Raw genomic sequence first — 19,069 nt, forward strand, 5'->3', positions numbered from 1 at the left:
CTTTTTCGAATAAGCAGAAGGATTCAACATGTTATTAGAACTCGCTATCGGCGACGCTTACGGCGCTGGTTTCGAATACGCTTCCAACAAGATTGTGCGCGAGAACAACTTCGGCGAGCAGTACATCCAACACCAGCGACACACCACTATTCTGCCGGGCCAGTACACCGACGACGCTCAAATGGCGATCGCCGTAGCGGAGGCCCTGATCGCCGAACAGCATTGGAACGAGACTATTCTCGCCGGCTACTTTCTTAACGCTTTCAAGCGTGATCAGAGAGAGGGATACGCCAAAGGCTTCTATGATTTTCTCTGTAGCGTAGAGACGGCGGAGGAATTTCTGGCCCGCATCAAACCCGACAGCGAGAAAAGTGGAGCCGCCATGCGCGCCAGTCCCATCGGCGTGTTGGCGGATGAGAAGCAAGTCATCGAATACTGCGCACTACAGGCGAAAGTCACCCATAACACGCCGCTCGGCGTAAACGCCGCCCTCGCCGCTGCATTGATGACGCACTATTTCATTTACGACCTCGGCCCGAAACAGGACCTTGGCGAATACATCGCCTCCAAAGTCCCCGGCGATTGGAATGCTCCCTGGAAAGGTAAAGTCGGCGCCTTGGGCGTGGATTCCACTCGCGCCGCCATCACGGCAGTCATAGCGGAAAAAGACCTCAAATCTATTCTGCTTAAATGCATCGCTTACACGGGGGATACGGACACCGTCGCCACTATCGCCCTGGCTGCAGCCGCGTGCTCAAAAGAGGTAGACAAAAACCTTCCACAGTCGCTTTTCGACAATTTGGAAAGAGGCGCATACGGCTATGATTACATCGCATCGCTGGATAAAAAGCTGATGGAGCTGGTGAAATAAAAGTCGCTTACGCCTGATCGAACGCGCAGGCGTAAGCCTAACGAAATATTATGTGACGCACGGCGGTTTTTCGTTATTTTTTCATTGCATATCAATCGTTTGAAAAGCATAAATGTCGGCTCACAAGAAACGGATAAAGTGTAACGGAGTACGCGCCAAAGATTGCCTCTCCCTGCCCTTCATAGTGTTTCAAACAATCTCAAATGCACACAGTAAGTGGTAACAGGACATGCCAGTTTTTGCATATCAGTCGTTAAACTCCAACGCCAGTAGCGACCATGGCGTCAGCGCCTCAAACTCGCAACATTTTACCCGGATGACTCACGATCATTCCGCTACTAATCATCAGGGCCCCTGGCTGCTGGTGCCGCCGACTAATCCCGCCGTCGAGCCACATGAACTGCTTCATGGCCCTTCTCAGATGATTTCTACGGCGTCAGCAGGGCACATGAATAAAGGACAACACGATAACGCTTCCTTTCGGAGCCTGGTGGAGGGCAAGGCGCGCCTGAATCATCAGCATTTAGGCCAAGCTTTCGGAAAGAGTTGCGACCTGATGGTTTTTGGTGAATTGAACAGCGAGCATGCAGAATGGGCCACACTGAAAAATAGCGCCGGCCCGATATTCAAAACGTCGACGCCCGCCAAAGCATGTAACTGCTTCAGTGTGCACGCCACCAATAACAGCCAGCATCGCTTCGCAGGCGACGGCCAAGGTTGGATCGCTATCAAGAGTTATGGCGTCCTGGCGGTCTTCGTACATGTTCCCAACTCAGTCGCCAAATCAGCAGACGCAGCCAAGGTATTTTACGGCGCCATTCGCAACCAATTACTGCAAAGCAATGCAGGGGTTATCGACATCATCATGGGCGACACTAACCAGGGAAGTAACGACTTTACCCACACCGTAGTCAGCGAAGCCTTGGGCCAAACCTTCGCTGATGCGCACACAGGCTCATCGATACAACCATTCGACGCTCACAATAGAGAGTTTCAGGGCACAAACAGCACGGGAACCAAAAAATACGACGTGGCGGTTTACAATACCCAATCAGTTAGAGTCAATCGCCTGATCTACCTTTCTCAGTTCGCTCCCACCAGCCACCAAAGCTGGGAAGCCGTGGCCATCACCGATCATATGGGTATAGGTGTGGAGGTTGAGCGGATATAACTGCGCGACAACAGCTCGAATAGCTTTCAGATTGGGGACCCCATAAACGGTCCCTTACTCAACTTCCGTGTTCAAACCTAAATTCTCTTCGCTCCTATTTACCCAATAGAGGCTAGTCTCTACGCCCTATTCTTCCAGTTTGTTAAGTTTTGTAACATGAATTTTTCGTTAGTGTGCAATCAAGGTTTGGAAGAAGATGAGCAGAATGGATTTTGATGTTGAAGTAAAACTACTCAAGACATCTCCCGATACCATATTAACCCCTCTATGCATCCCTGATTTCCAGGAACTCAAGTCGAATACCACGAAAAACAAAGACTTTATTACCTTTGAAATACAAGTAAAGAACCAGTCTGTTGATAAGCTTTATATAAATATTTCTGATGGTGATTTTCTCGTATTTCAAATAGAGTTACCTGCAAGTATGCGCGAAACAGGCATCCATAAGTGGGAGTGGGATGGCTACGACAGAGTAGGCACCCTTGATACCAAGATACTTAAAAGCAGCAAGCTTAAAGTAACTGTTACTGCAAAAAAAGATCATAAAACAAAGTTCAGTACTTTGTTTCTTAAAGGGGAAGCCGCCCAAGAAGACTGGCTGGATCTGAAAATTGACAGGAGTGATAGGCGAGTATACGTTGAATTGAGATTGAACTTAAAAGATGGCGGGGCTAGAGGCGTAGGAAAGCTCCCGCCAGAAGAAGCATTCCAAGGAAAGGAAAATATGCATTGGAGCGATGCTTTCACTGAAAGACACATAAGACACAAAAGCTTCACAGACCTAAAACATTTAGTCTTCCTTGGTGTAAAGAAATATTGGTCCAGAAGTGTAAGCATCAATACAGGACACCAATGTACATCCTACAAAGTAATACTGAATCCCATTCCAAATTTAGACAAGGCTATGGATGACATTTCCATATCCTACAACACTAATGGACCAATTCTCAGATCAAGTAACCCAGGAAAAATTAGAGGATTAATTTCACTAATTGGAAATATAGCTCCTGAAGATATCGTTTATAATGTAGGTTGGGTTAAAATCAGTGGAATATGGCGCTTCTATTTCGCCTCACATGCAGATCAAGAGTTTATGTCCACAGCTGCACATGAGATTGGCCATGAGCTATTAAGCGCCTATAGTGGAGCAAATAATTCATACAGTCACAAAGGCTCATCTTTTCTACTGACACAGTCTCCTAAGCCTACTTTTATGGGAGGGAGTTCTTATCCTGAGAGTTCAGAAATAGATTTGATGAAATACTACAATGGCGCAACACCTTCTGATTTTTATGATAGGCAAATTGCAACTGAAAAAGATGTCCGCTCACTAATCTGGATTTCAAGGATAAAGTTCAAATGAGAAAAGCTTTAGTAACCGCAACTGCCATACTAGCCTTATCTGGTTGCTGCCTTGACTCCTCTTACTCAGTCAGAGGAGTAGTTCCAACCAATATTATCATTAAAAACAATACAAATAACACTATTAATATAGAAAAGTTCTATGCCGCACCAGACGCTAACGCTATGTTTTCAATGGAAAGCTTTCGCCTACATCCAAGCGAAGACTCAGAAGTATTACAAATGACCATCTCCTCGTTTGATGCTATCGTCGATAGGAAGTTTTATTTCTTTGGTGCATGCGAGGGATCAGAGAGCCAGTTATCTCCTGGTGAAAACTTTAGACTTGAGAGATCTGAAGGATACTGGCTAGCGACAATAATCATTGATGATTGCAGCTATTTTCACCCACAGGAAAAATTATAAGGAAGCGACATGAAAACCTCGGCAATAAGTCTGCTTTTTCTTTTATCGACAGGTATCACAGGTTGCTGCACAACTTATATTCCGGACGTAGATATCCCTTTAACAGCTGAGCTTAAATTGAGAAACGTATCTGACAGTTCTCTGATCATCAAAAAGCTGCAGTCAAAGGAAGATAAGCAGCGTATTTTTTCCTTCCCACCGACTCAACTGGCCTCAGGAAAGACAGTTTCGTTCCCAGTGTCAGAGAAGACATATTCGCTTGTCAAAGCTGGGGATTTCGAAGTTAGCTATCAATGCTCAATGGCGGAAAGATATTTTGGAAAAGAGTCTGTATCAGTTGCCTCCAATGATACCGCCGCCTTACAAAGTGTGGAAATAGAGTTCAGTCAATGCGCCACTGAGGGTGAGTGAGCAGGGGTTTTCTCTTACTCTTACCTATTCTCCTCGGCGGCTGCTGTCTTGATGGCCCGTATCAATACAACAGCTTTGTTCCTGTGGATTTGGTCGTCAAGAACCAGACAGACAAAGACGTATATATCAGAACTGTCTATAACTTTGATACCAGAGTCGCAGGTTTTACAACCAGAAGCATGTCGTTAAGCCCAGGAGAGCTGTCTGAGACGGCAAGTGTCGCCATAAACAGCTTTGACGCAATTGTGTCTGACCAATATTTTGTTAGCGGCGCATGTGGCGAGTTCGATAACAGTCAGGTCCCCGGGAGCCGACTCCGGGTAGAAGCCTCAACTAAGCCAGTGTATCGGCTATTAATCGTCATTGATAACTGCGACGCGTTTAAGTAAATATGAAACTGACCCACACTGCCTTATTCTTCATTACAGTCATTACGCTGTCAGGATGCTGCAATTACCAACGGCCAAATATTGATATTCTGCTTTCTGAAACGATTGAAATAAGCAATCCATCAGCCATGCCGCTGGCCATTCTGGAAATTCGAAGTACGCCGGATAGCCCTTACAGATTCAAGTTCCCTCGGGTATCAGTGGATGCTGGCGGTCGCATTAATTACCAGATTACAGAAGAGTCCTACTTAGGATTTAGTCAGGGGGAGTTTATTGTACAGGCTCAATGTGGCGGCTCTGAAACGGTGTTCGGAAAAGAGCGGTTTAAAATAGACTCAAAGGCGCTAGATAGCCACCAGCCCATATCGATTGACCCTGTAAATAATTCTGTGTATCTGCCTGGTTATTAAAGATACTCCGTTAAGCGATCTTCGAACTCGATCATAAATCGGTTCAGCGCTGACTTCCAATTCCTGATCGGCATCGTCCATTTCTTCGACGCATCCATGATCGCCAGATACACCACCTTTCTCGCGGAATCATCCGTGGGGAACAGCTTCCGTTTCTTGATCACTTTCCTAATGACGCTGTTAAGGGACTCAATGGCATTGGTCGTGTAGATGGCCCTGCGAATGTCTTCCGGGTAGCGGAACAGAGTGTTGAGGTTCTCCCAGTGAAGCCGCCAGGATCGGCTGATCTGGGGATATTTCTCATCCCATCGTTCGGCAAACCTGTCCAGCTCTGAGAGGGCTTCCTCCTCGGTGGCCGATTGGTAGATCCGCTTCAGATCTGTTGTGACCGGCTTATAGTCTTTCCACGGCACATACTTCACCGCATTGCGCACCATGTGCACAATACAGAGCTGTATCTGGGTTTGGGGATACACGGTATTGATCGCTTCGGGGAAACCCTTCAGGCCGTCCACACAGGCGATCAGAATGTCCTTCACGCCCCGGTTCTGCAACTCGGTCAGCACATTCAGCCAGAACTTCGCCCCTTCGGTTTCCGAGAGCCACATCCCTAGCAATTCTTTGTGGCCTTCCAGGTTGACCCCCAGGGCCAGATAGATCGCTTTGTTGATCACCTGCTTGTCCTGGCGGATCTTCACCACAATGCAGTCCAGGTACACGATGGGATAAACCGCATCCAGAGGACGAGACTGCCATTCCACCACCTGCTCAATCACGGCATCCGTGACTTTGGAGATTAAGGTGGGAGAGACATCCGCGCCATACATTTCCTTAAAGGTGGCCACGATCTCTCGGGTGCTCATGCCTTTGGCGTAGAGGCTGAGAATCTTGTCGTCCATGGTGGTGAAGCGGGTCTGCTGCTTCTTGACCAGTAGAGGCTCAAAGCTGCCCTGACGATCTCTGGGAGTATTAACTTCAAACTGACCGTCCTCGGTACGGAGGGTCTTGCTGGAATAGCCGTTACGGCTATTGTCTGAATTTGAAGATTGATGTTTCTCGTATCCCAGATGCACATCCAGCTCTGCATTGAGCGCGGCTTCCACGGTCGCCTTGGTGAGCATCTGACGGAACTCGTTGAGATCCTTTTCTGTTTTCAGAGATTTGGCTGCCTCACGGGCAAATGCTTCTAATTCTTTCTGGTTCATTGTCTACCTATCCTTAACCCCGCTATAGGGTACTAGTGATAGGCAGATACACAAATTAAATTACAGTCTCTATCGATTACGCTGCTAAACTGCCCTGACGGCTAATTGCAGTTCGTAACATCACAATGACAGCGCCTTCCGCACCGCTGACAATAAGTTTTCCGGCAGTTCTTTATTTTTGGTGAGGATTGCGTCGAATTGGATTTCTTCCGGTTTAAGGCCCTGACGGCTGGTGATGAGTATGGCGGGGATTTTGTGATTGCGGGCTTGCGAAGCGCGTAAGGCGGCGACCACCGCAAGGCTGTTAAGTTCTTTGAGTTCGCCGCCGGCGATAATGAAATCGAAATGTTCACGTAGCAGACGACCCAGTGCGTTCAGGCCGTTCTGCTCCCACACCAGACGCACTGGAAGAGGCTCCAATGCCTGTTGGTAGTAACTGGCCAGGGTTTGCGAAGATTCCGCCAGTAAGCCGGATTTGCGTTTTTCCAGCACCCGGTGGTTCAAACGTTCCAATTCACTTTCGATATCCGACTGCTGCATGAGTTCGCTGCGGTGGACGACGCTGACCCGGCGCAGCAGATCGAGATAAGCCAGCGCATTGTTGGCGGAACTGGCGTCAAGAGCGGCGTTTGCGCCCAGCTCAGCAAGAAAGCTTTCCAATTGATGGCAGATGGTGGTCACCACGTTCAACCCATGGGTGCCACCCGCCCCTTTGACATTATGGATACCGCGATAGAGTTCGTTGAACACTTCCTTGTTCGCGCCATCTCTTTCCAACGACAAAATCAACTCTTCAAGCTTGTTGCAACGTTCATCCAGCTCCTGCAGAAAACGTTCCCGCATATTCGCCAAAATGGCGGCGAAGGTTTCGGTATCCATTGCCATCCAGACCACCTTCTTTAAATAGCATTCGCCAACGCTAATTTTATTTGAATGCTATTAATCCTAGCACTTCCAGCGCAGAGTTATTGTAAAGATTACGATATCGGAATATCGCGCCGGACAATGTGTTTATGTTCGTTCAGGAGGAACGCTGCACATCAGCGTTTGCAACTGCCTTCTACACTAGTTGGGGATACCTAAAACGTCAGACAGTTAAAAGCGTTCCGTCACTTCTTGGGGAGCATTAGATCTACTTGTTTGACCAGACCACATCCTCGCTTAAGCTGGCCCCTGCAGGTTATAGACCCGCCTTTCAGGGCGTCTATCCATAAATCGGAACAGGAAATATTAATAGCGCCGCACTGGGATTACATCTATTCTTAATATGTTCATTCCCGGACGGATAGGACGCCGCCATGTCGACAGAGGATTTGCAGAAAGCGTTCCAGCTCTCTGCGGAGTTGTTGCAAAACCAGTCTTATCACGATTTAACGCAGAACCTGATCAGTCTCCTTCGTAGCATCGAAGGCGTTGACGAAGTTTCCGCTTACGAGATATTCAGCTCCGCGCCGCCAGCCTCCAATAGTAAAAATCCGCGAAGCGATATACTGGTGCGACGCTTTCCCCTTATCTCCAATGATGATTTCGACAATCAAAACGCCGACGTATTGAAGAATATAATCGCCGAATCGCAAGGCGGCGTGGGATATTGGATTGGGAGCGCCGCGCCGACGATTTACTACGATGTCGCCAGCGCTTTGGAGCCCCGGCGCATCATCCTGATAAAAGGCGCTGTCAGCACTTACGATTTTGAAGTGATCAGAGGTCTATATGGCGTCTACAGTAATCAGGTGACGCTGCTCGACGCCAGAGAAAGAGACCCGCTCACCCGCCTGTTGAATCGGGGGGCCATGGATAGAACGCTGGAACAGGTGGTTGACTTCTATCACCTGAAGCAACCTGAGGAAGCAACTCAGTCTTCCTGGCTCGCCCTGTTGGATATCGATAATACAGCGCCCGCTAACGGAGCTAATGGCGATGAGACCCTGCTGCAGGTGTCATTACTGTTGAAAAAGGGTTTTCGTTCTTCCGATCTGCTATTCCGCCTTGATGGCGAGGAATTTGTGGTCATCGTAAATCAGACAGACAAGGAAGGCGTGGAGACCTCTCTGGAGCGATTCCGCAAAAACGTCGCCTCACACCCCTTCCCCGCCGGCAAAATTAACGTCAGCATCGGCTTCACGCAGGTGTCCCCGGAATGTCCCACGCCGCAATTAATCGAAAGCGCGGATCTGGCGCTGTACCAAGCGAAATCCGACGCCGGCGCCGCCATCGTGTACAACGATGCGCTGCGCCAGAAACAAAGTCCGATGGATGATGTGGAGTGCTATTGAGAAAAAACTTCAGCACCGGCGCGGGAAAGAATCACTCATCTTCATCAGTTAAGTCATCAATCCTGATTTCAATGTGGCCGTCCGGCATTTCCGTCGTATAGTTTTCCAGAAACTCCGAGTATTCCTCTGAATTTCGCAATAATGAGCGTCCCGCCTGAATCAGGGTGTCGATTTCCCGATTGCTCAGTTCCAGTGAAGTTGGCAGGCTGTTGAAGAACTCTTTCAGCGAAGGCGATGTGAAGGACTGAAAATTGACTTCGATAAAGTAATAGGGAATCCGCCCAAAGCGCTGAAATCCTCTGACGATACGATCATCCTGATCTTGCAGAATCGCCCGGGACTCCACGTTATAGCGCTGAATTTGCGCATTGGTGACGGCGTCAATGGTGTCCGTAATGGAGGGCTTGTTAGGGCTTTCATCAATACCTCGTTTCGGCCTGACTTCCGCATTGACCAGGATCACCGCCACCCGTTTCACTTTCTTGGTGTGATCCTGGGCGGCGTTTTCCAGTTCAGCCAACTGCAGACCGTCTATCACCCCTCGCAAGCCCAGGTTATCCGAAATGCCGCCATCCACCAGATGAATATAAGGATGCTGCTCGCTGTCGTTATAGGACAGCAGACCGCTGACCAGCTCCCGTTGGCGAATATCCAGTGGCTTGGACTCGTTCAACATGCGAAACATGGCGGATTCGCTCAGGTCGCAGTCACCACCGTGATTTTTCAATACGATGGAAGGAAACGCCACCGGCACCGCCGAGGACGCGGTCACCGCCCGCGCCACATTAAACTTATCCAGGTCCGAGCACAGTAGATCAAAGGTATCCTGATCAAAGGAGAAACGATTCCCCTGACTCAGATCCGTAGCGTTGATATTAATGAAAGGACGGCGGCTCAGCGGGATATCGGCGAAGGTCTTACCCTTGAAGATATAGTTGTCATAATACTCAACCGCCATTTCCGTCCGGTCAAAGCGAGTGAACAGCGAACGCCACCAATACCCCGGACTCAGCAACTGCCACAGTAATGCGCCCTGCACGCTCTGGCGGAGAAATACTTTCTCGTAGTCCGAAAACAGCTTATCGCCAAACAATCCGTAATAGGCGGCGGTGAAACTGCCTCCTGATACAGCGGAGATATAATCCACCTCATCCAGCAAACGGGTTTTGACGCCATCGATTTCAATGCGTGTGTCCTTCAACTCCTCCATGACGCCATAGGACAACGCAGAAGCCCGCGTGCCGCCGCCTGAAAAGGCCAGGATCAACAGGGTTTCCCCCAGGTCGTTGTCGCGCTGGTATGTGCGGAAGCGGTAAGCGTGGTCGCTGTTGTAGGATTTAATCGGTTCGTTTTGCGGCTTGAACTGGCTCGCACACCCGCTGCACAACGCTGCGAGGAGAATCAACACACTGCTGGATCTGACTAACGAATACATGACTCTGATTCAAACGCGTTTAATACCAGGAAGCCGCCGTATAACGACCGTTTTTCGCCGCGCCTTGGAGTGCCTCAACGCGCGGGTTGTTGATAAAAGCCGAAAGCGCCTTACTTAACCCAACGCGCACTATAACCTATTCCACATGGAAATCAGATGAATGCGGCAATCGCCTGGGCCGCCATGTCCACATAGAGCTCCTTTTGTCCCACCGGCGCCGCATAGGCGATCACGTCTCTAGCCGCCTCTTCTCCCAAGCTGCGCCAGATCACCCACATAGCCAGATAGGTGGCGGACAGGCAGCCTCCCGCCGTGGCGATATTACCCGTAGCGTGAAACGGGCCTTCCACCACCTGCGCGCCCAGGCTCTGCAAAACCGGTCCCGTAGTCGCATCCGTGCACACCGGCGTGTTATTCAACAGTCCCAGGCTATGTAAAAACAAAGCGCCGGAACATTGCGAGCCGATAAACTGAATGTCCGGGTCAAGATGAAATGCCGACATAATGCTGTCATTTTTCACATGTTCGCGGGTTTGCACACCACTGCCGAACAACACCGCATCCGCTTCGCTGGCGAACATCAGCGGCCGCTGCGCAGTGATCTTGACGCCATTCATCGACAAGGCGTGCATCGAGGGGCAAGCGAGTTCCGCCCGCCAGCCCGGTTGCTTCACCCGATTGAGCAGGGTGAGCGCCATAAAGGAATCCATTTCATTGAATCCGTCGCATGTGACTATGGCTATTTTCATATCGCCCCACTATTCATACTTTGTTCGTTGGTGTTTGCACTCGCACGACGGACGCGCCAGCACCAATGTCCAATAATCATTTGCAGGCGTCTTCTCGTTGCAGGCGCGCGCCATTCCTATTTCAGTATATTCCAGCGCCATGATATTGCCGCAATGCCCCGGACTGGCCAGCCGGATAAAACGCCTCGCCGCAATAACGGCTTTGCGCTCTGGCGTCGTTGATCAATTGCAGCCACTGCTGCGCAAGATGGCTCATACCCGGTCTTTGGCGAATCCTACTCTTGGGGGGCGTAGAACACAGGTGTCGCCGGCTGATGCCAAGCGCCCATTGCGTCACTAGCATAACCAGAACACCCTCACAAAGCCCGACTAATTTTTAACGCCGGAGAACGCTTCGATGCCGACCGACTTCATCGCCCACCACCATCCTCTCACCGATGTCGAGATACTGAAGGACGGCAGACTTTGTATTAGCGTGCATGCAGCGTCTGACGAAACGATTGATAGCGCCTGGATTCGCTATGAGTTGGACAATGAAGAGTATTTAACCGCACTGGAGCCAGCGGAGACCACCGCAGGCGCGCGGCGCTGGCGGGTCGAGATTCCCACCAACCCTGGCGCTGCAACCACTTATTATCTATTCAAGTTTATCTGCGCAGAGCGGCAGTTTTGTCTCGACGCCGGCGGCGTGCATCCCCGCATTCGTTCACGTTCTTTCCACTTCAAGCATGTGCAGGGGCTACAGACTCCGCAATGGGTATGGAATCAGGTGTTCTATCAGATCTTTCCAGACCGGTTTCGCATCGGCGATAGCTTCTCCTCGTCCATCGCCAAAAAACATAAGGAACATAAGAACCATGAAGAACAGACGCCCCTCAGCGACTGGAACGCCATACCGGATCCATCCCGAGGGTCGTCGGAGTTCTTCGGCGGCGATTTGAATGGCGTCGCTGACGCCTTACCCTATTTGCACGATGAACTCGGGATCAACGCGATTTATCTCAACCCGATCTTCGCTTCTCACAGCAACCATCGCTATGACACGGATGATTACCTTCAGGTAGAACCGCGCCTGGGTGGCGAGCCTGCTTTGCGGCGTCTGCGGAAGGAAACCCAAGCGCGGGATATGCGGTTGATTCTGGACGCCGTCGTTAACCACACCTCCGTCCATCATCCCTGGTTTCAACAGGCGCAGGCGGGCGACGCGCGTTACCGCGCTTTCTATCATTTTGACTCGGAAGGCCGCTACGCCGCCTGGAAAGGTATCGACAGTCTGCCCAAGTTGAATTACGCCAACCCAGACGTGGCGGCCAGCATGTACTCAGGCGACAACGCCATTCTTCGTCACTGGCTGCGACCGCCCTACGCCATCGACGGCTGGCGTCTGGACGCGGTGCATATGCTGGGTGAAGGTCCCAGCGCCCACAATAACGCAACGCATATGCGCGGCATGCGCGACAGCGTCAAACAGGAAGCGCCGCAAGCTTATCTGCTGGGCGAGCATTTCTTCGAAGCGACAGAATGGCTGCAAGGCGATCAGGAAGACGGCGCGATGAACTACTACGGCTTCGCCCATCCTCTGCGCGCCTGGCTGGCCGGTCTGGATATTTCCGGACAGCCGGGAGCCATTGACGGACGCGAGTTCGCCGCCTGGCTGGCGGAGACGCGGGCAGCGATTCCCTGCTCCATTCAATTAAGCCAGCTTAACCTGCTGGATACCCACGACACACCCCGTTTCCTCACTCTGCTGCAAGGTGATCGCGACCTGTACAAATTGGCCCTGGGTCTGCTGTTTACCTACAGCGGCGCGCCTTGCCTGTATTACGGTGATGAAATCGGGCTGCCCGGCGGCGCAGACCCGGACTGTCGTCGCCCCTTCCCCTGGGACCGGGAACGCTGGGATACGGATATTCTGAACTGGTGCAAAACTTTGATCGCATTGCGAAAGAATACGCCAGCGCTGAGCCGGGGCGGACACCTTGATCTGGGGGCGGATAGGGACAGCTATTGCTTCGCCAGAACTGCACAGGAAGGTTCGATGATCATCGCCGCCAATCGTGGCGACGCCTCTAGGGCGTCCCTGGATACACGGTTGCTGGGCGCGCCGGGAAGCTGCTGGCGGGATCTGTTCAGCGGAAATCTTTTCACTGCGGACGGATATACATTGACGCTTTCCCTGCCGTCTAAATCCGTGCGGATTCTGTTGCAAGATTAGGCTTAATCGCTGTTCGGGCCTGAGCATCCTGTGACTCCAGGCCCGACGCGTTGATCAAGACAGGTTATCCGCGGCGATCAAACCATCCCAGCAATCAAACAGATACAAAGCCAGATAAATCGGCGATAACGCCCAGATCAATGGGTCGTCCCAGAACGGATAGGTGGTTCCCACTGCGGCGATCGCAATAGCCATCAGCTCCGTTACGCCGAGATACAGCAATATCTTGGTCAAGTGCGCCAACCAGCGTTGCAGCGGTTTCTCCAACACGGACTTCTGATAAGTGGTCTCGAATATCCCCACAATCGCCGACGCCATCAACAACCCGATGACAGCCAGAATGGCGGACTGATTACCCGCCTCCATATGCTGCATGCTATCCAAGGTAAACAGAATCATCGCCGGCGCAATGACCAGCAATAACACTGCATTTTTCAACGCCAGCTCAGTAAGGAATTTTTTCTTGTTCAGCATGACTCAACGCGCATTCAGAGAACAGGTATCCAGAAAAGACAACGGGAAAGTATAGAGTAGCTTTCTTTTTGAAACTGACGAGAGATGCGCGAATCTACAATTGGATACACGGAATCTCACCCAGACAAGACCCGGCGCAGCCGGATCTTGTCTTTTCAGTGACTCACTTTCAAACACGAGTTCTCAATCACGACTTTTTCAATCACCAGCCGCCACGGGTGGCGTTGACCAGGTCACTGTTGAATACCGTATTGCTCCCAGGTTGCCATTCTATTCCCGCTCCAGGGTTGTTCTCGTCCCGTTTCAGGCATTTCCACTCGACCTGCGTTCCGGCGGGGACGGAGATAACGCCGCTCCACACCGGATAGGCGGAGGGCTCCAGTTTGACTGCGCCTGCGGGGCTCCAGCCGCCCAGTTCGGGCAGATTACCCACGGCGTAGACGCTTTGCCCCCATTGGGTCTGGCCGTTATCGCAGGTAAAAGAAACATCCACCCTTTGTGACTGACACTGCGGGCAATCCGCCACTCTCGCCTCCACATGAATCGCCATGGCGTCGCGACCGGCGACGTTGACGGCTGCATAGCCCGCGCTGTCCACAAAGACCGTGGGCCCCGTACAGACGCCTTTGACGTAATCGCCATGCAAAATGTCGCAGTATTCTCCCGCTGGCAAACCGGTATCCAGTGAGGCGCTCCAGCCCCCTGAGTCATTGTTCAGCGCCACAAAGCCGAGTCCGCCGCGCCCAAACGCCAGCCGATTATCGCCATCGCGAGACACATTGGAGGTATAGGCATTGGCGGCGGTGGCCTGACGGAATTTCGCCATATTACCCATCCCGCCCCAGCGGTGCTCGCATACCCAGTCCACGCCGCAGGCCCCGCCGGTGTGCGGACCGGAATTAGGCGGCCCCTGATCGTGGTCATTGAAGTAGTAACTGGACATCACTCTGGGATAGCCGTAGGGATAAGCGAGCATAAAAATATTGGCGAGATAGTACATGCCCTGAGGATCGTTCCAGGTCAGCGCCCATTCCGGGTGCTGGCGCTGATCGTCATGATTGGCGACGAACACCATGGCGTCACCGCTGGCCACGCGGCCGCCCCACTGGGAAAAATCGATCAGATTCGCCATGCGTCCATTACGAAAATGCCAGGCCAGATCCCGCTCCATTTGAAACTCGGTGACATCGGCGATATGGGTGTACATCTCTGGTTGCACCGCTTCTCCCGACGCCCGAATCACTTCCTGAAAGATATAGGGAGAGCCCTGAATACGGCTGACGATATTCTCTATGTCCGCAGGCGGCATGTGCTTGGCAGCGTCGATACGAAAGCCTTTTACCCCCAGGCTGATCAGATCGTTCATGTAACCCGCGATTTTACCGCGCACGTAGTCGCTTTCAGTCTTCAGATCTTTCAAGCCCACCAGATCGCAATTCCAGACCTGATTGGCGTCGCCATAGTTGATGCCGCCGCAGTTCCAGTTATGAAAGTCATTGACCCCATAGGGGACGTCAGGAAAGTCGAACCCGGTGGACGCCATGTGATTGATCACCAGATCCGCGTACACATCCACACCCGCCGCAGCGCACCGTTGCGTCATGTTCTGGAATCGCTCCCGGTCTCCGCTACGACTGTTCAACACATAGCTGACGGGCTGATATCGGGTCCACCATTGCGCGCCCTCGATATGGGCTTGCGGCGGCGACACCTGCACTGCGGCAAATCCCTTCGGCCCCAGATACTGTTCGCACTCCTGCGCCACGTCCTCCCAGCTCCATTCGAACAAATGCACCATCACCGAGGCATGACGATTAACCTCGCCGTAGCTGTTTCCGGCTACGCACAGCGTTCCCGCACAGACCGAGGCCAGTACGAGCCGCTTCACGCCCCCGCCCAACCTGTTATCGCCATTCTTGTTATTCACGTTATCCATGACCATGTCAGCTCTCCCGCAAGCTTGTTATTGTTTACTCCTTACATGAATGGCCCATCGAGGTTAAACACCCGCGCGCATCCACGGATTAACATTAGTCGCGACGACGTGAACGGACATCCATCCAAGTGGGGTTTAGAGGGGGAATTTGAGGGGGAGATTGGGGAGTCACGAACCATGACTCCCAGGGTATGCGCGGAATTATCAGTCCAGAATGGTGGTGAACTGAGCAAGGACGCCTAACACGACCATTCCCCAGATAGCGAGACCAATAAGGATGAACAGAATATTCCAGGGACTAAAACGGCTGTTGCTCTTCCCTTCGGAATCTTGATTCGCACGGTTTGCATGTGTTTGCGCCTCATACAGCGTGTAAAGAGAGATAGTAGAGGTGGCAAGCAGCACAATATCCCAAACACCAAAAACATCGCTCGTCAATTCACGGTTGATGGCTGTCCCCCCGATCGTCATCAACACATATAAGGTCGCCACAATCTCGTGTGAGCCCCAACTTCCCAGCCCCTGCTCCTGATGGCTATTGGCAATGCGTTTAAAAAGAGAGTGCGTGAACCAGATACTGAATATAGAGCGCCATACCGGCGCGACTTTAAGACCTTCATGAACCTGCAGCGCTTTCCAGTGTTTGTAAAACCAGTAGAGGTGATAAAAACCCAACGTAGCGATATATAAAACAATCAGCTTGGTAATCGAGGTGGTGAAGAAGGGAGTTGAAGATTCGCTGTGCGTGTCCAGCTCAGCCTGCGGCGTTTGATACGGGTTTTCCATGGGACGGCCTCGGAATATCTGAGAATAAAAATTGCGCGGGCTGAGCACGACGGATCAGATTCCGCGCAATTCTATTCATCTATCCCAGCTTGTCCAGCTTTACTCAGGACGCCGGCCTTTTAGCTCTTCCAGGCGTTCAGCTGGACGCAGGGACCTTCAAAGGTAACAGCGGCGACATCCAGCGTGGAAGGGTTGTCATTGATCAACAGACGGCTGCTGTTGGCGATGACTTTCCATTCCGCAGAGGTCAGCGTCCAGTTCTCTTTACCAGAGTCAATCTGTCCCAGGTACACCAGACTGTGGTCATCCATCTTCTCCGCCCACAAATGCAACGGGCCTGAGGGCTTGTCCTGGAAGCGTTTGGACCACTGGGTCACCAGTTCCGAAGTTCCCGGCTCTTCGCCTTTATAGGCGGAGATCACCAGCGCCACTTCGCCGTTGCGACTCATGGGGGCCATATAATCGGCCCCCCGCCCCGGCGCGCCGCCCATAACGTTCCACAACAGCGCCACAGCGAACACGACCGACGCCGCGGTCCCCGCCATGGCGGAAAAGCGCCACATGGCGAGGTTCTCCCAGAAACTGGCCAGCCAGCTGGTTTTGGCGACCTGCGCCTGCGTCCTCGCCGTTTGCGGTTTCGCGACAGGGGCCGTAGCGGCGTCTATTTTCGCCCACAGATCTACCGGCGGTTGTTGCGGCGGCAGACGGTCCTGCATTGGCGTCATCAAATCTGACCAGTAGGCCACCGCCGTATCCATTTCACGATAGTCGCGCATCAGAGTTTCCATGCGTCGACGTACTCGGGCGCTCATCGCCCCCGCCACATATTGACTCGCCAGATGGTCGCAAACTGTGGCGTTTTTATATCTCATGCTTCGAGACATTGTTTTAACTCCTGCAGTCCGCGTCTGATCCAGGCTTTGATCGTCCCTAATGGGCGCTCTAGCCGAGTTTCCAGTTCGCCGTGGCTGTATCCGTGGATGTAAGACAATAAAATCGCTTTACGAGGCTCTTCATTCAATTTTTCAAGGCACTGTCGCATGCCTTCCTGGTCCGCCAGTCCGCACCCCTCGCCAGCCAGATCCGCCATCAACGGCTCTACATCATCCATGAGGTCTTCACGTTTGCGCTGTCTGCTTTTCAGCTTGTCCAGAGCGGCGTTGCGGGTGAGCACGCAGAGCCAGCCCCAGGCGGATCCGGCTCCCGAATACTGCGACGCTTGCCGCCACAGCTTCATATACACTTCCTGCAACAGATCGGCGGCTTCGCCCTCATCTTGCAATATGCGCATGGCGACGCCCATCAACCTGGCGCCGGTTAAATCATACAGACGCTTCAGCGCGGCTCGGTCCTGATCCACGATGCGGCGCAACAGCGGCGCCAGCTCCACAGACCAATCTGTGTCGGTTGCAGTCTTCAACGACGGCTCCTGAATTGAGTTCACCTGATCGATTCCCCCGAAGGTTCCCAGGCATTATATCCAGGTAGCCGCCGCATACCAGTCGGACGTGGCGTTTGCGACGGATTTTCGTTTCTACGCTCCCGCAACGAGACGCCTGCCAGCACGCGTCAGGTCAGCCGATCAATAGTAGCTGCTGCTGTAGTTGCTTTGCTTGTGGCTTTTCGCCGAGTCCATTTTCACCGTGAACCAGACGTCCTTGATGCCGTGACCATTCACGTCGCCAGGCGCGCGGTCGCCAACCCAGAAGTACAGAGGCTTGCTCTCGTACGCCCACTGCTTGGAGCCGTCTGCGCGGGTGATGATGGTGAACTTACCGGTATCATGCGCGGAAGGGCCAGCCATGAATGGAGGCCAGTTTTCCGCGCAACCGCCATTACAGTTGGAGACGCCGGCCGCATCCTTGGTGAACGTGTACAGGGTCATGCCCTGCTTATTGGTCATCACGGAACCGAGAGACGTGTCTCTACTGGAAACCGGCTCGCCGCTATGATTTTGAGAGTTAGCGGCGCAAGCAGTCAGCATCATTGCAGCGGCCAGAACGGTAAGGCTTTTGAGTTTCATATCAGGCATCTCCTCAATAAGTTTTTTGGTTTTCGAATGTCTTCACTTATTAAGACGACGCCAGTTATCAATTTGGATGCATAAAAAGAAAAAATTTTATTAATCCCCGATTAGAGGACTATATTTGTAAATGAGAAGATCTCTCACTATTGGATATTCAAATAAGAAAAAGGAGACTGATCATGACACCCAAGGCCTATTTCGGCATTGCACTCATAACAGCCACACTGGGACTCTCTACCTGGCTGCTGGGAGGCTCTTCCTCCCCGTCTCCATCCGCCCCCCAAACGAGCGCCCCCCAAGAAGCCGCCATCGCCGTTAATGACGCCAACGCATTTCTCCCCATCGGCATGCAAAACTTTTCCGCCCAGGCGCGTCCTTCCAGCCTCACCCAGAACCAGAACACCCTTTTGGAGGACCAGGCGCTGGAGCGTTATGCGGAATACCAATCCTACTTCGACTACGGGCGCGACTATCGCGAGCTGCTGCAGCATGCGGAGCAAATGGACAGCGCCACCCGCCGGGAAAAATTCTCCCGTGCGGAGCAAAATATCGACCGTCTGGAAAAAGAGCACAAGCTCTCCGCGGCGGAAGCGTTGATCATGAAACTGGCGTTATTGAAAATCACCCCCAATGACCCGGAAGCCAAAGCCAGGGGCATGGAGCTGATTCAGCAGTACAAGCAAGCGGGCGAAGCGCGCATGCAGGAGTTCAAGGACAACCCGGACCCGCGTTTCGCCGAGTACAAGAAACGCGAAGCCGAAATAGTGAAGGAAGTGCTGGCCATGACCCATTATCCCAATGGACTCAGTCGCGACGATTATCTCGCCCAACGACTGAACGAAGAGCTCAAGCAGGCCTACGCGTTGGACAACAGCGGGACGACGAATTAATCCTGATCGCAGGAAAACGTCAGCCCTTCCCGCCTGGATCCCATCTCATCAAACAAAG

20 protein-coding genes are annotated in these 19,069 nt (G+C 52.2%); 9 read left to right on the top strand and 11 right to left on the bottom strand.

Annotation, left to right across the window (positions count from 1 at the left end):
• The first annotated feature begins 28 nt into the window (after positions 1 to 28).
• The 6 genes from O5O45_RS13915 (at position 29) to O5O45_RS13940 (ending at position 5,019) form a co-directional block, all read left to right on the top strand.
• Complete coding sequence (locus tag O5O45_RS13915) at positions 29 to 871, top strand: ADP-ribosylglycohydrolase family protein (protein ID WP_305905811.1); 843 nt, start codon at positions 29 to 31, stop codon at positions 869 to 871.
• A 229-nt stretch (positions 872 to 1,100) separates the two neighbouring features.
• A complete protein-coding gene (locus O5O45_RS13920) occupies positions 1,101 to 2,042 on the top strand; it encodes a hypothetical protein (RefSeq protein WP_305905812.1) in 942 nt (313 codons plus the stop codon).
• Between the two features lie 196 nt (positions 2,043 to 2,238).
• Positions 2,239 to 3,405, top strand: a complete 1,167-nt coding sequence (locus O5O45_RS13925; protein WP_305905813.1) for a hypothetical protein — start codon at positions 2,239 to 2,241, stop codon at positions 3,403 to 3,405.
• On the top strand, positions 3,402 to 3,809 hold the full coding sequence (locus O5O45_RS13930; protein ID WP_127970061.1) for a hypothetical protein: 408 nt from the start codon (positions 3,402 to 3,404) through the stop codon (positions 3,807 to 3,809). Before O5O45_RS13925 ends, O5O45_RS13930 begins: the two co-directional genes overlap by 4 nt.
• 9 nt (positions 3,810 to 3,818) lie before the next feature.
• Positions 3,819 to 4,220, top strand: a complete 402-nt coding sequence (locus tag O5O45_RS13935; RefSeq protein ID WP_127970060.1) for a hypothetical protein — start codon at positions 3,819 to 3,821, stop codon at positions 4,218 to 4,220.
• 391 nt (positions 4,221 to 4,611) lie between these two features.
• Positions 4,612 to 5,019: a hypothetical protein gene (locus O5O45_RS13940; protein WP_305905814.1), complete on the top strand. Its 408-nt coding sequence runs from the start codon at positions 4,612 to 4,614 to the stop codon at positions 5,017 to 5,019.
• Here the strand turns inward: O5O45_RS13940 and O5O45_RS13945 are convergent.
• Both O5O45_RS13945 and O5O45_RS13950 read right to left on the bottom strand, forming a co-directional pair.
• The gene (locus tag O5O45_RS13945; RefSeq protein ID WP_305905815.1) at positions 5,016 to 6,224 is read right to left on the bottom strand and encodes an IS256 family transposase; all 1,209 of its coding nucleotides are present in this window, start codon (positions 6,222 to 6,224) and stop codon (positions 5,016 to 5,018) included. The two genes, O5O45_RS13940 and O5O45_RS13945, sit on opposite strands and share 4 nt — an antisense overlap.
• 120 nt (positions 6,225 to 6,344) lie before the next feature.
• Positions 6,345 to 7,109 carry an Hpt domain-containing protein gene (locus O5O45_RS13950; RefSeq protein WP_305905816.1) on the bottom strand — a complete coding sequence of 255 codons (765 nt, stop codon included), beginning with the start codon at positions 7,107 to 7,109 and terminating at the stop codon, positions 6,345 to 6,347.
• Positions 7,110 to 7,522: 413 nt separating this feature from the next.
• Between O5O45_RS13950 and O5O45_RS13955 the strand changes: the two genes are divergently transcribed.
• Entirely contained in the window at positions 7,523 to 8,500 is a 978-nt protein-coding gene (locus O5O45_RS13955) for a GGDEF domain-containing protein (protein ID WP_305905817.1), read from the top strand.
• A 31-nt stretch (positions 8,501 to 8,531) separates the two neighbouring features.
• Here O5O45_RS13955 and O5O45_RS13960 read toward each other — a convergent pair whose 3' ends face one another.
• The 3 genes from O5O45_RS13960 to O5O45_RS13970 all read right to left on the bottom strand — a co-directional run bounded on the left by O5O45_RS13960 (position 8,532) and on the right by O5O45_RS13970 (position 10,940).
• Entirely contained in the window at positions 8,532 to 9,935 is a 1,404-nt protein-coding gene (locus O5O45_RS13960) for a patatin-like phospholipase family protein (protein ID WP_305905818.1), read from the bottom strand.
• Between the two features lie 152 nt (positions 9,936 to 10,087).
• A complete protein-coding gene (locus O5O45_RS13965; protein ID WP_305905819.1) occupies positions 10,088 to 10,684 on the bottom strand; it encodes a DJ-1/PfpI family protein in 597 nt (198 codons plus the stop codon).
• A gap of 121 nt (positions 10,685 to 10,805) precedes the next feature.
• Positions 10,806 to 10,940 (bottom strand): hypothetical protein, encoded by a 135-nt coding sequence (locus O5O45_RS13970; protein WP_305905820.1) that lies wholly within the window; start codon positions 10,938 to 10,940, stop codon positions 10,806 to 10,808.
• A 141-nt stretch (positions 10,941 to 11,081) separates the two neighbouring features.
• On the opposite strand from O5O45_RS13970, the gene malZ reads away from it, so the two are divergent.
• Positions 11,082 to 12,899, top strand: coding sequence for a maltodextrin glucosidase (gene malZ, locus O5O45_RS13975; RefSeq protein ID WP_305905821.1), 1,818 nt, complete (start codon positions 11,082 to 11,084; stop codon positions 12,897 to 12,899).
• A gap of 54 nt (positions 12,900 to 12,953) precedes the next feature.
• Here malZ and O5O45_RS13980 read toward each other — a convergent pair whose 3' ends face one another.
• From O5O45_RS13980 to O5O45_RS14005, 6 genes are all read right to left on the bottom strand, one after another.
• Entirely contained in the window at positions 12,954 to 13,373 is a 420-nt protein-coding gene (locus O5O45_RS13980) for a hypothetical protein (RefSeq protein WP_305905822.1), read from the bottom strand.
• 202 nt (positions 13,374 to 13,575) lie between these two features.
• Entirely contained in the window at positions 13,576 to 15,315 is a 1,740-nt protein-coding gene (locus O5O45_RS13985) for a carbohydrate-binding module family 20 domain-containing protein (protein WP_305905823.1), read from the bottom strand.
• Positions 15,316 to 15,513: 198 nt separating this feature from the next.
• A complete protein-coding gene (locus O5O45_RS13990; protein WP_305905824.1) occupies positions 15,514 to 16,095 on the bottom strand; it encodes a hypothetical protein in 582 nt (193 codons plus the stop codon).
• Positions 16,096 to 16,214: 119 nt separating this feature from the next.
• Complete coding sequence (locus tag O5O45_RS13995) at positions 16,215 to 16,979, bottom strand: hypothetical protein (protein WP_305905825.1); 765 nt, start codon at positions 16,977 to 16,979, stop codon at positions 16,215 to 16,217.
• On the bottom strand, positions 16,964 to 17,539 hold the full coding sequence (locus O5O45_RS14000) for an RNA polymerase sigma factor (protein WP_216740317.1): 576 nt from the start codon (positions 17,537 to 17,539) through the stop codon (positions 16,964 to 16,966). Before O5O45_RS14000 ends, O5O45_RS13995 begins: the two co-directional genes overlap by 16 nt.
• A 138-nt stretch (positions 17,540 to 17,677) precedes the next feature.
• Entirely contained in the window at positions 17,678 to 18,118 is a 441-nt protein-coding gene (locus O5O45_RS14005; RefSeq protein WP_305905826.1) for a COG4315 family predicted lipoprotein, read from the bottom strand.
• Positions 18,119 to 18,300: 182 nt separating this feature from the next.
• Here O5O45_RS14005 and O5O45_RS14010 point away from each other — a divergent pair, with 182 nt between their 5' ends.
• Complete coding sequence (locus O5O45_RS14010; protein WP_305905827.1) at positions 18,301 to 19,011, top strand: hypothetical protein; 711 nt, start codon at positions 18,301 to 18,303, stop codon at positions 19,009 to 19,011.
• The last annotated feature ends 58 nt before the right edge of the window (positions 19,012 to 19,069 follow it).

This window comes from Hahella sp. HNIBRBA332, assembly GCF_030719035.1.
GTDB lineage: Bacteria > Pseudomonadota > Gammaproteobacteria > Pseudomonadales > Oleiphilaceae > Hahella.

Excerpts from the sequence above, each read along its gene's own strand:
- O5O45_RS13930 (WP_127970061.1), top strand. The coding sequence starts at position 3,402 with ATGAGAAAAGCTTTAGTAACCGCAACTGCCATACTAGCCTTATCTGGT.
- O5O45_RS13950 (WP_305905816.1), bottom strand. The coding sequence starts at position 7,109 with ATGGCAATGGATACCGAAACCTTCGCCGCCATTTTGGCGAATATGCGG.
- O5O45_RS13990 (WP_305905824.1), bottom strand. The coding sequence starts at position 16,095 with ATGGAAAACCCGTATCAAACGCCGCAGGCTGAGCTGGACACGCACAGC.
- O5O45_RS13960 (WP_305905818.1), bottom strand. The coding sequence starts at position 9,935 with ATGTATTCGTTAGTCAGATCCAGCAGTGTGTTGATTCTCCTCGCAGCG.
- O5O45_RS13940 (WP_305905814.1), top strand. The coding sequence starts at position 4,612 with ATGAAACTGACCCACACTGCCTTATTCTTCATTACAGTCATTACGCTG.
- O5O45_RS13955 (WP_305905817.1), top strand. The coding sequence starts at position 7,523 with ATGTCGACAGAGGATTTGCAGAAAGCGTTCCAGCTCTCTGCGGAGTTG.
- O5O45_RS14010 (WP_305905827.1), top strand. The coding sequence starts at position 18,301 with ATGACACCCAAGGCCTATTTCGGCATTGCACTCATAACAGCCACACTG.
- O5O45_RS13920 (WP_305905812.1), top strand. The coding sequence starts at position 1,101 with ATGCCAGTTTTTGCATATCAGTCGTTAAACTCCAACGCCAGTAGCGAC.
- O5O45_RS13965 (WP_305905819.1), bottom strand. The coding sequence starts at position 10,684 with ATGAAAATAGCCATAGTCACATGCGACGGATTCAATGAAATGGATTCC.
- O5O45_RS14005 (WP_305905826.1), bottom strand. The coding sequence starts at position 18,118 with ATGAAACTCAAAAGCCTTACCGTTCTGGCCGCTGCAATGATGCTGACT.
- O5O45_RS13925 (WP_305905813.1), top strand. The coding sequence starts at position 2,239 with ATGAGCAGAATGGATTTTGATGTTGAAGTAAAACTACTCAAGACATCT.
- O5O45_RS13995 (WP_305905825.1), bottom strand. The coding sequence starts at position 16,979 with ATGTCTCGAAGCATGAGATATAAAAACGCCACAGTTTGCGACCATCTG.
- O5O45_RS13915 (WP_305905811.1), top strand. The coding sequence starts at position 29 with ATGTTATTAGAACTCGCTATCGGCGACGCTTACGGCGCTGGTTTCGAA.
- malZ (WP_305905821.1), top strand. The coding sequence starts at position 11,082 with ATGCCGACCGACTTCATCGCCCACCACCATCCTCTCACCGATGTCGAG.
- O5O45_RS13970 (WP_305905820.1), bottom strand. The coding sequence starts at position 10,940 with ATGAGCCATCTTGCGCAGCAGTGGCTGCAATTGATCAACGACGCCAGA.
- O5O45_RS13935 (WP_127970060.1), top strand. The coding sequence starts at position 3,819 with ATGAAAACCTCGGCAATAAGTCTGCTTTTTCTTTTATCGACAGGTATC.
- O5O45_RS13985 (WP_305905823.1), bottom strand. The coding sequence starts at position 15,315 with ATGGTCATGGATAACGTGAATAACAAGAATGGCGATAACAGGTTGGGC.
- O5O45_RS13980 (WP_305905822.1), bottom strand. The coding sequence starts at position 13,373 with ATGCTGAACAAGAAAAAATTCCTTACTGAGCTGGCGTTGAAAAATGCA.
- O5O45_RS13945 (WP_305905815.1), bottom strand. The coding sequence starts at position 6,224 with ATGAACCAGAAAGAATTAGAAGCATTTGCCCGTGAGGCAGCCAAATCT.